Genomic DNA, 14,227 nt, shown 5'->3' with positions numbered 1-14,227 from the left:
CACCCCTGCTGGGCAGGGGCGTTGTCAGTCCCGCGTGCCAGGATGGATGTGTGCCGCAGACCTCGTTCATCACACCGCTCATCGGCCGGGAGGAAGAACTCGCCCGGCTCTCCGGGCTGCTGGAGCGTGCCCGGGGCGGTGAGGCCCGGGCGGTGCTGATCGCCGGGGACGCGGGCGTCGGCAAGACGCGGATGCTGGACGAGGTGGCCGGACAGGCCGCCGGGGACGGCATGACGGTGCTCACCGGGCACTGTGTGGACCTGGGGGACGTCGGTCTGCCGTATCTCCCGTTCACCGAGGTCCTCGGGGTGCTCGCGGGCGACGAGCGGTTCGCGGACGCCCTCGCCGCGCATCCCGTGGTCGATCGTCTGCTGGGCGGCGGCACGGACGCCGTGCGGGACATGGGCGGACGGCTGCGGCTGTTCGAGGGCATCGCGGGGGTGCTGGCCGACCTGGCGGACATCGCTCCCCTGCTGCTCGTCCTAGAGGACCTGCACTGGGCCGACCAGTCCTCCCGGGACCTCCTGCGGTTCCTGCTCAGCCGGGGCATCCTCCAGCGGGCGGCGGGCGGAGCGCCCACGCACCGGCTGGCGGTGTTCGCCTCCTACCGCGCGGACGACCTGCACCGCCGCCATCCCCTGCGCCCGCTGCTGGCCGAGCTGGTGCGGCTGCCCGCAGTGGAGCGCCTGGAGCTGCGCCCGATGGCCGACGCCGAGGTGACACGGCTGGTGCGCGCGGTGGAGGACCGTCCGCTGCCGGACGCCACGGTCCGGCGGATCGTCGAGCGCGCCGAGGGCAACGCCTTCTACGCGGAGGAGCTCGTCGCGGCCACCGCGACCGACGTCGGCGGGGTGCCCAGCGGGCTCGCGGACGTCCTCCTCATCCGCTTCGAGCAGCTCTCCGACACCGCCCAGCAGGTGCTGCGCACGGCCGCGGTCGCCGGGCGCCGCGTCGAGCACGACCTGCTGCGAGAAGCCGTGGGGATCCCCGAGGACGAGCTGGAGTCGGCGCTGCGCGAGGCCGTAGGGCGCCAGCTGCTGACACCCGGAGACGGCGACACGTACGCCTTCCGGCACGCCCTGGCCCGCGAGGCGGTGTACGCGGACCTGCTCCCGGGGGAACGGGCCCGGCTGCACGGCGCGTTCGCCCGGCTGCTGGCCGGTCGGGGCCACCGGGCCGAGAGCGCGGCCGAGCGGGCCCACCACTACCGGGAGAGCCACGACCTGCCCGAGGCGCTCGCCGCCTCGCTGGAGGCCGCGGACCACGCCCAGCGGGTCGGTGCGCCCGCCGAGGAGCTACGACACCTCGAAGCCGCCCTCGAACTGTGGTCGGCGGTGGACGCAACCGAGCGGCCCACGGGCGAGGGCGTCGACCAGGTGACGCTCACGCTGCGCGCCTCGGCGGCCGCCGCCCACGCCGGTGAGGCACACCGGGCGGTCTCCCTCACCCGGGCCGCGCTCGCGGGCGTCGGCCAGGACGCGGACTCCGAACTGGCCGCCCGGGTGCGGTACACACTCGCCGGGAACCTGATGACCGTCGACAGTCTGACGGCCGCCTTCGCCTACAGCAGCGAGGCGCTCGCCCTGATCCCCGCCGATCCCCCGTCCCGCACCTGGGTGTGGGCGGCGGCCACGCACGTCATGGCGGCGCGTCAGGTCGGTGCGAGCGAGACCGCGTTGCGAATCGCCCGGCAGGCCCTGGCCATCGCCGAGCAACTGGACGTGGCGGACGCCCGGGCCGACCTGCTCGTCTCCCTGGCCACTCTCGAAGGGGGCGGCCGCCGGACCCCGGAGGGCCGCGAGCGGCTCCGGGAGGCCCGGGACCTCGCGCGCGGTTCGGGCAACGCGCCGGTGGAGATGCGCGCCCTGTTCAACCTCGCCGTCGGCTGCTTCGAGTCGGGTGACCTCGACGAGTGCCTGCCGTGGCTGACCGAGGGGCTGGACCGGGCCCGGCGCGCGGGCCTGCTGTCGTCGCCTTATCCACTGGAGATGCGCTACCTCCGGCTGCTGGTGCTGTACACGCTGGGCCGCTGGGACGAGTGCGTCGGCGCGGCGGCCGCGGACGCCGAGGTGCTGCCGGCGGCCGGCGGATACACGGTCGCGCCCGCGTTGTACGTGGCGCTGGCGCGTGGCGACCTCGGGGCCGCCGACCGGGCCCGGGCCCTGCTGGAGGGCCCGTTCGACTGGATGGGCACCCTCGTCGCGGGCATCGTGCTGACCGAAGCGGCGGCGCAGCGGGGGGAGCCGGAGGCGGCCGTGGAGCGGATGCGGTCCACCGTCACGGCACTCACCGACGACGCGGGCACCCTCCCGGACGTCACGGTCCGGCTGGCCGCCCTCGCGCTGTCCGCGGTGGCCGACCGGACCGCCGCGCTCCGCCTCACCGGCGACGAGGCCGGCTCTCGCGGCTGGGCGGACACGGCGACGGAACTCCGCGACCTGGCCCGCAGCACGGCCGCACGCGGCGACGCCGGCCCGCCGCAGGGGCCGGAGGGGCAGGCGTGGCTGGCCCGCGCGGAGGCGGAGTGGGCGCGGGCCGTGACCGGGCCGGATGCGGCGGCCTGGGCGAACGCGGTCGAGGCGTTCGACTTCGGCGACGTGTACGAGCGGGCGCGCTGCCAACTGCGGCTGGCCGAGGCCCTGTTGGCGGCCGACCGGCGTGAGGAGGCCGCCGTGCAGGCCCGCGCGGCCCGGGAGACGGCGGTCCGCTTCGGAGCGACGCCACTCCTCGATCAGCTGACCTCCCTGATCCGCCGCGGCCGCCTGTCGGACACCCCGTCCACCGCCGACCGGGCCACGATCCTCACCGCCCGCGAACAGGACGTGCTGCGGCTCCTCGCCCTCGGCCGCAGCAACCGGCAGATCGGCGAGGAACTGTTCATCAGCGGCAAGACGGCCAGCGTCCATGTCTCGAACATCCTCGGCAAGCTCGGCGCGGCGAGCCGTACGGAGGCGGTGGCCGTCGCCTACCGGGAGGGCCTGATCGCTCCGGAGCCGAGCGGATCGGACCGCGGGGCGTCGTCCTCAACTAGGGCAGCGGGTCGGCGCAGTCGAGGCTTTTGAGGTCGACGGCGTCGGCCATCGCCTGCATTCCCTTGTCGTTGGGGTGCAGATGGTCGCCGCCGTCGAAGGCGGGGTGGAGACGCTCGGGGTCGTAGGGGCTGCGGAGGATGCGGTCGAAGTCGGTGACGGTGTCGAACTCACCGCCGGACCTGATGAATTGGTTGACTTCCCGGCGGACGGCCTCGGCCTCCGGGTCCCATTCGGACCAGCCCTTGAACGGGCCGACGGTGGCCGCGGCGACGCATTTGCCGGCCGTGTGCGCCCGGTCGACGATCTCGCGGTAGCCGTCGATCAGCTCGTCCGCGGTGACGCCCGTGTGGGCCTTGATGTCGTTGACGCCCTCGAAGAGGAAGACGGTGCGCAGGCCGGGCTGGGAGAGGACGTCCCGGTCCAGTCGGTTCAGGGCGCTCTGCCCTGCGCCGTCGGCGAGGACCTTGTTGCCGGCGATGCCCTCGTTGGCGACGCCCTTGACGGCGGTGTCCGCCTGTTGGAGGCGGCGGGCGAGGTAGTCGGGCCAGCGGCGGTTCTTGTCGCTGGTGGACTGCCAGCCGTCGGTGACGGAGTCGCCGAGGGCGACGACGGCTCCGGTGTCCGCGCCCGCCCGGACGGAGACCGCGTCCAGGTAGAACCAGGAGCCGGTGGTCTCCGTCCAGTTCGCGGCGCTCTCCTCGGCGGTGTGGTCGCCCCAGGTGGCGTAGGACGTCTGCATGGCCATCCAGTGACCGGTCGCCGGGCCCGCCGCCTCGGGCGTGTGGATGCTGATCACCAGGTTGCTCGCTGCGGGCAGTCTGCCCGGCAGCGGGTCGCTCAGCACGGTCGCCCCGGCGGGGACGGTGACGGAGCGCGCCCCGTCGAAGGTCAGCCTCCGGTTGCTGCCGCGGACCAGTTCGGCGCCCTCCTTCTGAAGGCCGGCGTACACGCTGCCGAACGTCACCGGCCCGTTCCCGAAGGCGTTGGAGAGCCGGATCCGCGGATCGCGCCCCCCGGCGCTGGTGTGCACGACGAGCCGGTGGCCGCGGTCGGCGGCGGCCTCGCCGAAGCGGTCGGCGCTCGCTCCCCAGGTGACGACGCCCGCGGGGGCGTCGGGCGCTTCGGCGGGCGTGGACGTGGACTGGCAGGCGGAGGCCAGCAGAAGGACGACGGCCGGGCGGGCCGCACGCACGAGCCGGGCCTTCACCGTGCGAAGTCCTTCACCGTGACGGACTCCCCGGGCTTCAGACTCACGGTCCGGACCCGGTCGCCGTACGCCACCGACGTGGTCCGGCCGCCCACGCTGCGGATCCGCGCCCGGGTCGGCCTGCCGTCCTGCCAGTCCAGGTCGACGACGAAGCCGCCGCGGGCTCCGGCGCCGGTGAGGGAGCCGGACTTGGCCCAGGCGCCGGGCAGGGCCGGGAGGAGCTCGATGTGGCCCGGTCGGGAGTAGAGGAGCATCTCGATCATCGCCGCCGGCGTACCGAAGTTGGCGTCGATCTGGAAGATGCCCCGGCCCTGTGACACTTCGTAGATGTCGAAGAGGTTGGGGGCGGTGCCGTTGCCGCCGCCGGTCGAGGGACGCAGGTTGTTCACGACCAGTTGATAGGCGTGCTCGGCGTTCTTCAGGCGGGCCCAGCACAGGCCGCGCCAGGCGTTCGCCCAGCCGAAGCTCTCCATGCCGCGCGCGGTGAGCAGGGCGGTGGCGCCGTCGACGATGTCGGCCGGGGTGGAGCCGTCGGGGCGGATGCGGTCGCCGGGGAAGAGCCCGACGAGCGGGGACAGGTGCCGGTGGGTCGTCTCGCCGAGGTTGTCGGGAGACATCCACTCCTCCAGCCGGCCCGTCTTCGGGCTCACCTGGGGCAGGTACAGCTTCCGCCGCAGCGAGGCGATCGTGTCCGCGTAGCCGGTGTCCCTCTTCAACTCCGCTGAGGCCGTGCAGTAGTTGCCGAACAGTGCCCACACCAGTTCCTGGGCGTATGTGATGCCCTTGGCGTCGAGCGGTCCGTGTTCCGGCGACCAGTCGCTGTCGGCCACGAGGACCTCCCGCGAGGTGCCCGGCAGCGTCGTGGTGAGCAATCTCGCCTCCCAGAACTCGCACGCGCCCTTCAGCAGCGGGTAGATCCTCTCCAGATGTGATGACGACCCGGTGAACTCGTAATGTTCCCACAGCGTGGTGCACAGCCAGGCGTTGCCCGCGGGATGCCACCACCAGCCGTTGCCGCCATGGGGATTCGTGGAGATGGCGACGGTCCAACCGGCGTTCGTGCCGGTGGAGTTGCGGTAGCGGTTGCGCGGATCGTTGAAGTGTCTGCGGGTCAGGTCCGTCCAGGACGGGAGCTGCGCGACGCAGTAGTCGGTGAGCGCGTCGAAGCAGGCGGACAGGCCCGCGCGATCGGCCATCCAGTAGTTCATCTGGATGTTGATGTCGGTGTGGTAGTCGCCCATCCAGTCCGGGTCGTTGCCGTCGAGCCAGAGCCCCTGGAGGGCGAGCGGCAGGCTGCCAAGGGACCCCGAGATCATCAGGTACCGACCGAACTGCAGGTAGGCGGCTTCCAGTTCGGGATCCGGCGCCCCGTCCCGGGCCCGCGCCTTCAGCCGCTCCCAGGTGTTCAGGGAGCGCTGCCCGGCGGACGACGTACCGAGTCTGACGTCCAACTGCCCGAACAGGGCCCGGTAGTCGGCGACATGCGTGCGCAGGAGCGTGTCGGCCGAGTGCGCGGCGGCGGTACGGACCTTGGTGCGGGCCAGTCGCTCGGGGTCGAGGGACGGGTCGCGGTACTGGGTGGCGGCGTCGGGCGCGTAGTCGGTACCGCCGCTCACCACCACGGTGAGTTCGCTGCACCCGGAGAAGGAGATGTGCGGCCCGTCGACAGCGACGCGACCGCCGTTGCCGTACGCCGTGACCGCTGCGCCGTAGCGCAGGCCGTTGGGGAAGGCGGCGCCGAACGAGTTCGCGGCACCCTCGCCGTGCGTGCCCTCCAGGGTGACGGTGCCGGTGTGGCGGCCGCCGCCGCTCTGCGTGAAGTGCAGCACGATCACGTCGTCGGGGCGGCTGGCGAAGATCTGCCGTCGGTACGTCACTCCGGAGCGGACGTACGAGGTCGTCACCACGCCCTGGTCGAGGGCGAGGGCGCGCCGGTAGCCGGAGACGGCGGACAGGTCGTGGTCGGGGAGTTCGACGGTGAGGCGGGCGAGCAGGGTGAAGGAGCCGAAGTTCTCGCGGTCGTAGGGGAATTGGCCGTCGGCGTCGAGGGAGTCGTTGAGGCCGCCGGTCCACATCGTGGCGTCGGTGATCAGGAGGGCTTCACGGCCGGGGTCGTTGCCCGCGAGGGCGCCGAGGCGGCCGTTGCCGACGGGCAGGCCCTGTTCGATCATCGAGCCGTCGTCGGCGGCGGGGGCCTGCCACCACAGCTCGTGGCGTGAATCTCCTTCGGGCACAGGCGCGTCGGCGGGTCGCTGTGGAGCGGCGGTGGCGGTGAACGCCGGCAGGGTGGCGAGTGCGCCGGTCGTCGCGGCGAGGCCGAGGAGGTTGCGTCTGGGCAGCTGGTCGGAAGGGCGGTCGGTGTCCATGGGGGGGCTCCGCTCCGGGCAGGCGGGTCAGGAGGACTTCGGTACGTCGATGCGGTCGAGGTCGGGGGCGTAGCCCGTACCGCTGTCGAAGGTGACCGTGTTGCTGCCCGCCTTCAGCGTGACCGGCACACTGACCGTCCCGACCGTTCCCCAGTCGCCGGTGGACGGGAACCTGTGGCGAAGCGCGCCGCCCGTGTTGGCGGAGACGTCGACCGAGCGGGCGTCACCGCTGACGTAGGCGACCTTGATCCAGTAGGTGCCCGCCTTGCCGACGACGACGTCGTTGAAGCGGAGCTTGCCGCCGGCGTACAGATTGCCGACCTTCTTCCCGCCGGAGCACGCGGAACAGTCGGCGAGGGAGGCGTTGCCGCCGAGGGTGTTCGCCGGGGACTCGGCCTCGTGGGCGGTCGTGGTGAGCGCGCTGCCGTACGAGGTGACGGTGAAGAGCCGGGAGCCGTGGGCGGGGAGGGCCTGGGTGACCTTGTTCCTGTACGTGCCGAGGTTCTCGTGGTTCCAGAGGTCCCGGACGGCCGCCTTGCCGGTGAAGCCGAGGGTGGACCAGTCGGCGGTGACGGCGGCGGGCGCGTCGGCGAGGTTGAAGAGTGCGACGGTGTAGGTGCCGTCGGGGTTCCTCGCGGCCCACACCTGCTGGGGGTCGGAGGGGGTGACGGGGCGTGCGGGCGGGGTCTCGCCCTGGTTGACGGCGATGACCTCGCGGTTGGTCAGCAGGGACAGGCCGTAGGAGTCGAGGCGGGTGAGGTCGTCGCCGGTGTAGAGGGGGGACTTGGCGATGGCCCACAAGGTGGCGTAGCTCTGCCGCTCGGCCTTGGTGAGGCCGTCCATCTCGCCGTTGCCGACGTCGAGGGAGTCGAGGTCGTTCCAGCCGCCGGGTCCGGCGTGCCGGGTCCAGGCGGGGGCGTCGTCCCAGCGGTCGTCGACGGAGTTCTCCCAGCTGACGAGGGTGTTGCAGTAGCACTCGACGTCGGTGTCGATGCGCCAGCCGTTGGAGTACTTCTTCCAGTCGGCGGCATGGCCGATGTCGAGCGACCAGGACAGTTCCAGGTGGATGGTGCGGCCGGTGGCGGCGATCGCCTTGTTCCAGGCGGCCACGTCGGCAACGTTGTCGTACTGGTCGCCGCTCTTTCCGGAGCCGGGGCCGACGCCGTCGAGCTTGAGGAAGTCGTAGCCCCAGTCGGCGATGAGCTGCGCCTGGGAGTCGATGTACTTCTGGCTGCAGGGGCGGGAGAAGTCGAGTTTGTACGAGCTGTCCCAGCCGTTGGTGGTGCGCAGGTCGCCGTAGACGATGTCGGCGGTCGTGCAGCCCTCGGCGTTCCGAACCGGGACCTTGCCGGCGCCGTACGCCTCCTTCTCCAGGCCGGCGGGCAGGTAGATGCCGGCCTTGAGGCCCTTGGCGTGGATGCGGTCGGCGACCGTCTTCATTCCGCCGGGGAAGCGGGCCGGGTCGGCCTTCTGGCGCCCGTACTCGTCGAACTCGGGCTTCCAGGTGGTGTCGCGCCACCAGCCGGCGTCGATGTTGACGTACTCGTAGCCGTACTTCTTCAGCCTGGCGGCCATGGCGTCGGTCTGCTTGAGGACGTTCTCCTCGGTCAGGTAGCTGTAGTCGCCGTCCGGGTTGAGGCCGGGGTACTTGGACGACTGCATGCTCCAACTGGACCAGCCCATGTAGGGCTTGGCCGCGAGGGCAGGGGCCGGGGCGGTGTCCGCGTGGGCCGCCGGCGCGGCGGCTGCGGTGAGGGCGAGCACCAGCACGGCTCTCAGGGCGCGTGCGGGCATGACGGAGTACGAGGATGACCGCATGGGTCGTACCTCCTGGGGTCGGTTCGGCGGGTGCGGGGCGGTGGCTAGGTGTCGGCTCGGATGAAGGACTGGATCGCGGTGGCCGCGGCCCCGCGGGCCCACTCCTCGAAGGGCAGCGGGCGGGTCTGTACGTCGCACTGCGCGGCGGAGCCGAAGGCGGCCGCGGCGAAGGCGTCGCGGATCTGCTCGGCGAACAGGTCGTGGGCGGCCAGACCCTCGCCGGAGATGATCACGCGCTCGGGGCCGAGGAGGTTGGCCACGGTGGCGATGCCGCGGCCGATCGCCTCGCCCGCGCGCGCGTACGCCTCGCGGGCTCCGGGAACCCCGCGGCGGGCGAGCCGTACGGCCTCCGCCGTGTCGGCGACGTCGACGCCCGTGGTCTCACGGATCCGGCGGAGGATGGCGGCGTCCCCCGCGATCGCCTCCACGCAGCCGCGGTTGCCGCAGTGGCACGAGGGTCCGGACGGGTCGACTGTCACATGGCCGATCTCGCCCGCCACGCCATGCGCACCGGCGACCACCCGGCCGTGCACGACGAGGCCGCAGCCGATGCCGGCTCCGACCGTGACCACGGCGAAGTCGGACAGACCCGCGCCCGCGCCGAACCACTGCTCGGCGACGGTCAGGGCGCGCACGTCGTTGTCGACCGTCACCGGCAACCCGGTGGTCGTGGCGGCGAGTTCGGCGAGCGGGACGTCGCGCCACTCCAGGAAGGGCGAGTAGCGGACGACTCCCGCGGCGCGGTCGACGTCGCCGGAGACGGCGATGCCGAGACCCAGGACTCCCGCGCCGGAGCCGTCCGCGTCGGCCAGCAGTTCCTGGACCACGTCCGCGGTCGCGGCCAGCACCACCTTGAGGTCACGGTCCGTCAGCGGTACGTGGCGGGCGGCGCGGATCCGGCAGCACAGGTCGGTGAGCACGCCGATGATCTCGTCGCCGGTCACCTTGATCCCGAGGAAGAGCGCCCGCCCGCCGTCGACCCGCACCAGGGTCGCGGGCCGCCCGAGTGCGGGCCGCGCCTCCTCGGCGGCGTCCTCCACCAGGTATCCGTCCTCGATCAGGGGCCGGACGGCCTTGGTGACGGCGGCCGCTGACAGTCCGGCCCGTCGGGCCACCTCCAGGCGGGTGAGGGGGCCTTGGGACAGGACGGTGGTGAAGATCTGTGCGGCGGCCGGGGTGTTGACGGGGAACGTCTCGGCCCGGTGAGTGTGGCGCATGGCCGGGAACCTAGAGGGGTTCTTTTCCGTCGTCAATAAAAGAAGCGGAATTCGCGGGACGCCTGACTGTCGGTGCCCCACGGCACAATCGCCTTGTGACGACACCCCATTGGCACGAGCTGACCCATGCCTACGGCTCCGCCGAGGACATTCCGGCCCTCTTCGCCCGCCTCGGCGGCACGGAGGACGACGCCGTGTGGAACGACCTCTGGTCTGCGCTGTGCCACCAGGGGGACGTGTACGAGGCGAGCTGGATGGCGATGCCCGTCCTCAGGGACATCGCGCTGGGCCGCGCGCCGGGCGAGCCGATACAGGCGGTGCTCATGGCGGGGCTGATCGCGTCCGGCCCGGACGAGGCCCGCCGGGCCCGGTTCGCACGGGAGATCGGCGAGCTGCTCGGCGTCGCACGCGGCCTGCTCTTTGACCCCGCCGTGGACGAGAGCTCGTTCGTCTACCTGCTGCAGTCGGTCCTCGCCTTCGAGGGCGTTGCCGTGTGGTCGCGGGAGCTGGAGGGGGTGTGCGACGAGGAGTACGAACTCGACTGCCCGGCATGCGAGGGCGGCCTCTTCGTCGCCTTCGGCTCGTACGGGACCTTCACCTCGTCCGGTGACTACGTCGGCTCCGACGCCGTGGGCGAGGAGGGCCGGGCCGAGCTCGTACCGGCGGTCCCGGACCGACTGGAGGGCATCGGGGCCCGGCTGTATCGGGCGGCGGCCGAAGCGGGCCGGACCCAGGTCGCCCAGGCACTGACCCACGTGTTCGGCGAGGCCCGCTGCCCGTCCTGCGATGCCGTGTTCTCCGTGTCCGAGCAGGTGGAACGACGCTGGACCTAGCGCGAAATGGTCGATTTCAGGCACTTCAGCAGCAATACTGCGCGAATCCACATCGCGCAGTGATCACCGAGTGACCAACCGTGTGTCCCCTGTGCGTATGTGACTCGCCGACAGGAACAGGAGAGCAGTCACATGGCATCAGCAACGGTGCGCAGGGGCACGGCGGTGGGGGCGGTTCTACTGTCCCTGCTGGCGGTTCCCGCACATGCCGCACCCCGGGAATCGACGGCCTCCGAGGCCGGTACCGCCTCGGCCGACGCGCTGCCGAAGCCCGACCTCACCGGTCTGCGCAGCGTCCTGGGCGCGGCGCTGAAGCAGGGCGCGCCCGGCGCGATGGCCCGGATCGACGACGCCGGGACGGTCCACCTGGCCGCCACGGGCGTCGCCGACCGGACGACACGGCGGGCCATCGACAACGCCGACCGCTTCCGCATCGGCAGCGTCACCAAGGTCTTCACCGCGACGGTGCTGCTGCAACTGGTCGACGAGAAGAAGCTGAACCTCGACTCGTCGGTCAATCACTATCTGCCGGGGCTGCTGCCCGACGGCCGGATCACGGTGCGGCACGTGCTGAGCCATCGCAGCGGGCTGTACGACTACACGAACGAGATGTTCGCGGGGACGGTCCCGGGGTTCGAGGCGGTCCGCACGAAGGTCTTCACACTCCGCCAGCTGGTGGACCGGTCGCTGCGCCGGCCTCGGACCCACGCGCCGGGCGCCGTCTACTCGTACTCCAACACCAACTTCGTCATCGCGGGGATGCTCGTCAGGAAGCTGACCGGCCACTCCTTGCGGACCGAGTACCAGAACCGGATCATCGAACCGCTGAAGCTGCGCGACACCTTCTATGTGCACCCCGGCACGGACATCCCCGGCCGCCACGCCCGCGGCTACCTCACCCCGGACCAGGCCGGCGCCGCACCGGTCGACGCCACCCGGCAGACGGCGTCCTGGGCACAGAGCGCAGGCGCGCTCATCTCCAGCACCCGGGACGTCAACACCTTCCTCACGGCGCTGCTCCGCGGCCGGCTGACCTCAGCCGCGCAACTGGCGCAGATGCAGCGGTGGGTGTCGGCGGGCACTTCACAGGCGTACGGACTCGGGCTGCGCCGCCGCACCCTCTCGTGCGGCGTGTCGGTGTACGGCCATACAGGTGCCGTCCAGGGCTACTACACGTACGCCTTCACCTCGAAGGACGGTGGACGCAGCCTCAGCGCACTCGCCAACACCTCCAACAACGGCACGGTCCTCAACACGATGCTGGGCACGCTGGAGTCCGCGTTCTGCGGCAAGCGGACGAAGGCGACTCGCGGTGTGACCACGCCCGTCGAACGACACGAGGACATCGCTCCGGGGACCGCCCTGGACTGACCGCGGACCGGGCGGGCGGGGAACGCTCACGCGCTGACGCACGTTGTCCGGACGACCCCGAGGGGTCCCGGACGACGACATCAGGGCGGCACGATGAGCGAGTTGGTCCCCGGGGGCAATCTGCCCCTCCCGGGCGGTGCCGTGACCGTCCGGGTGCCCGGCCCGTTCGACGTGTCCGCGCTCATCACGGACGACGGCGGCAAGGTCCGGGGCGACGACGACTTCGTCTTCTACAACCAGCCGGGCGCTCCGGGCGCCCGGCTGCACGGCGACACACTGGTCGTCGACCCGTCGCGGCTGCGCGCCGGCGCCACCCGGGTCACGGTGGTCGTCAGCCCCGCCGATCCCGGCACTCCCCTGGGCCGACTGCCCGCCCCCACCCTGCACGTCACCAACGCGAGCGGCCGGCCCCTCGCCCGGTTCGCCCCGCAACGCCCGCGGCAGGAGACCGTCCTGCTCCTCGCGGAGATCTACCGACGCGGCGACGGCTGGAAGCTGCGGGCCCTGGGGCAGGGGTATGCCGACGGCCTGGCGGGCCTGGCCCGCGACTTCGGAGTGGACGTCGTTCAGGACACGCCGGCGCCGACCCGCCCCCTGCCGTCCGCCTCCTTCCCGACCACCCGGCCGGCGCCGAAGACCCCCTCTCCGTCACGCCCTGCTCCCAGCGCACCGTCCCTCGCCCGCCCGGCACCGCTCGCCCCTTCCGTGACCCGGCCGATACCACCGTCCTCCGACGCCGAGGGCTTCCTCGGCCTGGTCAACTCCGCCCGGACCGCCGTCGGTGCACCGCCGGTCGCCCTCGACGCACGGCTGGCCGCCGCGGCGCACGCCCACGCATCCGCCATGGCCTCGGCGGGGCGGCTCGGCGTCGAGGGCGCGGACGGGGTCTTTGTCCACCAGCGCGTCGCCGCCGCCGGATACGCGTATGTCACCGTCGGCGAGCACCTGGTCTCCGGCCCGCGCACGCCCGCCGAGTTCGTCGCGTACTGCCTGCGCACCGAACAGCCCCGGCACACCCTGCACGACCCGGCGTTCACCCACGTCGGCCTGGCACACGTCACCGACACCCGCTCCGGCGACATGTTCTGGACCGCGCTCTGGGCAAGGCCCCTCACGCCCGCCGACCTGGCGCGGGCACAGGCCGACGTCGTCGACCTCACCAACCGGCAGCGCGCCCGGTCCGGGTTGCCGCCCCTCGCGGTGGATCCGCTGCTGGCCACCGCCGCGCAGGCGTACAGCACGGACATGGCGGCCCGCGCCTTCTACTCCCACACCTCGCCCGAGGGCACCCAGCCCTGGGACCGGGCCGCCGCCGCGGGCTCCACCCGGCGTTCGATCGGCGAGAACATCGCCTGCGGCCAGCGCTCCCCCGCCGAGGTCGTGGAGGGCTGGATGAACAGCCCGGGCCACCGTGCCAACATCCTCAAGTCCACCTTCACCCACATCGGGGTCGGCTTCGCGGGCGGCGGCCCTGCGGGCACGTACTGGACACAGCTGTTCGGCGCCTGAGGCAGGCCTGCCCGGCACAGCCCTGCCCGAGACGGCGGCACTTGAGAAAGCGTCCCGACCCACGATCTTGGCGGAAGGCATCCCTCCGGGACAGGATGCCTCCATGAAGGGTGACCTGTTTTCCAGCGAGCACATGGTGCAGCCGGCCTCCGCGCCGGGCATGACGGTCGAGAACTCCAAATGCATCAAGTACGCGGTGCACGGCGAGATGCTCGCCCGCCAGGGGGCGATGGTCGCCTACCGCGGCAATCTCCAGTTCGAGCGCAAGGGCCAGGGCGTGGGCGGCATGCTCAAGCGCGCGGTCACCGGTGAGGGACTCCCCCTCATGGCGGTACGCGGACAGGGCGAGGCCTGGTTCGCGCACGAGGCGCAGAACTGCTTCGTCGTCGAGGTCGACCCAGGCGACGAGTTCACCGTCAACGGCCGCAACGTGCTGTGCTTCGACGCCACGTTGTCGTACCGGATCGCCACGGTGAAGGGCGCCGGCATCACCGGTGGCGGCCTGTTCAACAGCGTGTTCACCGGGCAGGGCAAGCTGGGCCTGGTGTGCGACGGCGACCCGCTGGTCATTCCGGTCTCGCCGCAGTACCCGGTGTACGTCGACACGGACGCGGTCGTCGGCTGGACGGCGGGCCTGGGAACCTCGCTGCACCGTTCGCAGTCCATCGGGTCGATGCTGCGCGGCGGTTCCGGCGAGGCCGTGCAGCTGATGCTGCAGGGCCAGGGACATGTCGTCGTCCGGCCGAGCGAGGTCACGCCCCAGAAGCCCCAGCAGCACTGAGGCCCCATGAAGTGATCTGCGCCTCACGGGCAACCCGTTCGGCTCCGCCCGCGTCTTGATCGGCAGCAGACCAAGCCCTGGCCCTCGGGCCGG

General features: G+C 72.2%; 9 protein-coding genes. 5 read left to right on the top strand and 4 right to left on the bottom strand.

The genetic code is table 11. The features are described from left to right. Positions 1 to 50: 50 nt before the first annotated feature. On the top strand, positions 51 to 3,062 hold the full coding sequence (locus ADK57_RS14565) for a helix-turn-helix transcriptional regulator (RefSeq protein WP_053749857.1): 3,012 nt from the start codon (positions 51 to 53) through the stop codon (positions 3,060 to 3,062). Here the strand turns inward: ADK57_RS14565 and ADK57_RS14560 are convergent. From ADK57_RS14560 to ADK57_RS14545, 4 genes are read right to left on the bottom strand one after another with little or no spacing between them, the layout of a single operon-like run. Then, a complete protein-coding gene (locus ADK57_RS14560) occupies positions 3,028 to 4,239 on the bottom strand; it encodes an SGNH/GDSL hydrolase family protein (RefSeq protein ID WP_053749856.1) in 1,212 nt (403 codons plus the stop codon). The genes ADK57_RS14565 and ADK57_RS14560 overlap by 35 nt on opposite strands. Beyond that, positions 4,236 to 6,605 carry a glycosyl hydrolase family 95 catalytic domain-containing protein gene (locus tag ADK57_RS14555; protein ID WP_053749855.1) on the bottom strand — a complete coding sequence of 790 codons (2,370 nt, stop codon included), beginning with the start codon at positions 6,603 to 6,605 and terminating at the stop codon, positions 4,236 to 4,238. The genes ADK57_RS14560 and ADK57_RS14555 overlap by 4 nt, the downstream gene beginning before the upstream one ends. 27 nt (positions 6,606 to 6,632) lie before the next feature. Next, positions 6,633 to 8,423 (bottom strand): alpha-galactosidase D, encoded by a 1,791-nt coding sequence (locus ADK57_RS14550; protein ID WP_053749854.1) that lies wholly within the window; start codon positions 8,421 to 8,423, stop codon positions 6,633 to 6,635. 44 nt (positions 8,424 to 8,467) lie between these two features. After that, a complete protein-coding gene (locus ADK57_RS14545; RefSeq protein ID WP_053749853.1) occupies positions 8,468 to 9,640 on the bottom strand; it encodes an ROK family transcriptional regulator in 1,173 nt (390 codons plus the stop codon). 95 nt (positions 9,641 to 9,735) lie between these two features. Here ADK57_RS14545 and ADK57_RS14540 point away from each other — a divergent pair, with 95 nt between their 5' ends. From ADK57_RS14540 to ADK57_RS14525, 4 genes are all read left to right on the top strand, one after another. Continuing rightward, complete coding sequence (locus ADK57_RS14540; protein WP_053749852.1) at positions 9,736 to 10,473, top strand: hypothetical protein; 738 nt, start codon at positions 9,736 to 9,738, stop codon at positions 10,471 to 10,473. Positions 10,474 to 10,605: 132 nt separating this feature from the next. Beyond that, positions 10,606 to 11,844, top strand: a complete 1,239-nt coding sequence (locus ADK57_RS14535; protein ID WP_053749851.1) for a serine hydrolase domain-containing protein — start codon at positions 10,606 to 10,608, stop codon at positions 11,842 to 11,844. Positions 11,845 to 11,937: 93 nt separating this feature from the next. Then, a complete protein-coding gene (locus ADK57_RS14530) occupies positions 11,938 to 13,353 on the top strand; it encodes a CAP domain-containing protein (protein ID WP_053749850.1) in 1,416 nt (471 codons plus the stop codon). A gap of 103 nt (positions 13,354 to 13,456) precedes the next feature. Further along, on the top strand, positions 13,457 to 14,134 hold the full coding sequence (locus ADK57_RS14525) for an AIM24 family protein (protein ID WP_053749849.1): 678 nt from the start codon (positions 13,457 to 13,459) through the stop codon (positions 14,132 to 14,134). The last annotated feature ends 93 nt before the right edge of the window (positions 14,135 to 14,227 follow it).

It is taken from the genome of Streptomyces sp. MMG1533 (assembly GCF_001279775.1).
Lineage (GTDB): Bacteria > Actinomycetota > Actinomycetes > Streptomycetales > Streptomycetaceae > Streptomyces.
The sequence above is the reverse complement of the archived record's forward strand: the minus strand, read 5'-3'. Positions and strand labels throughout refer to the sequence as shown.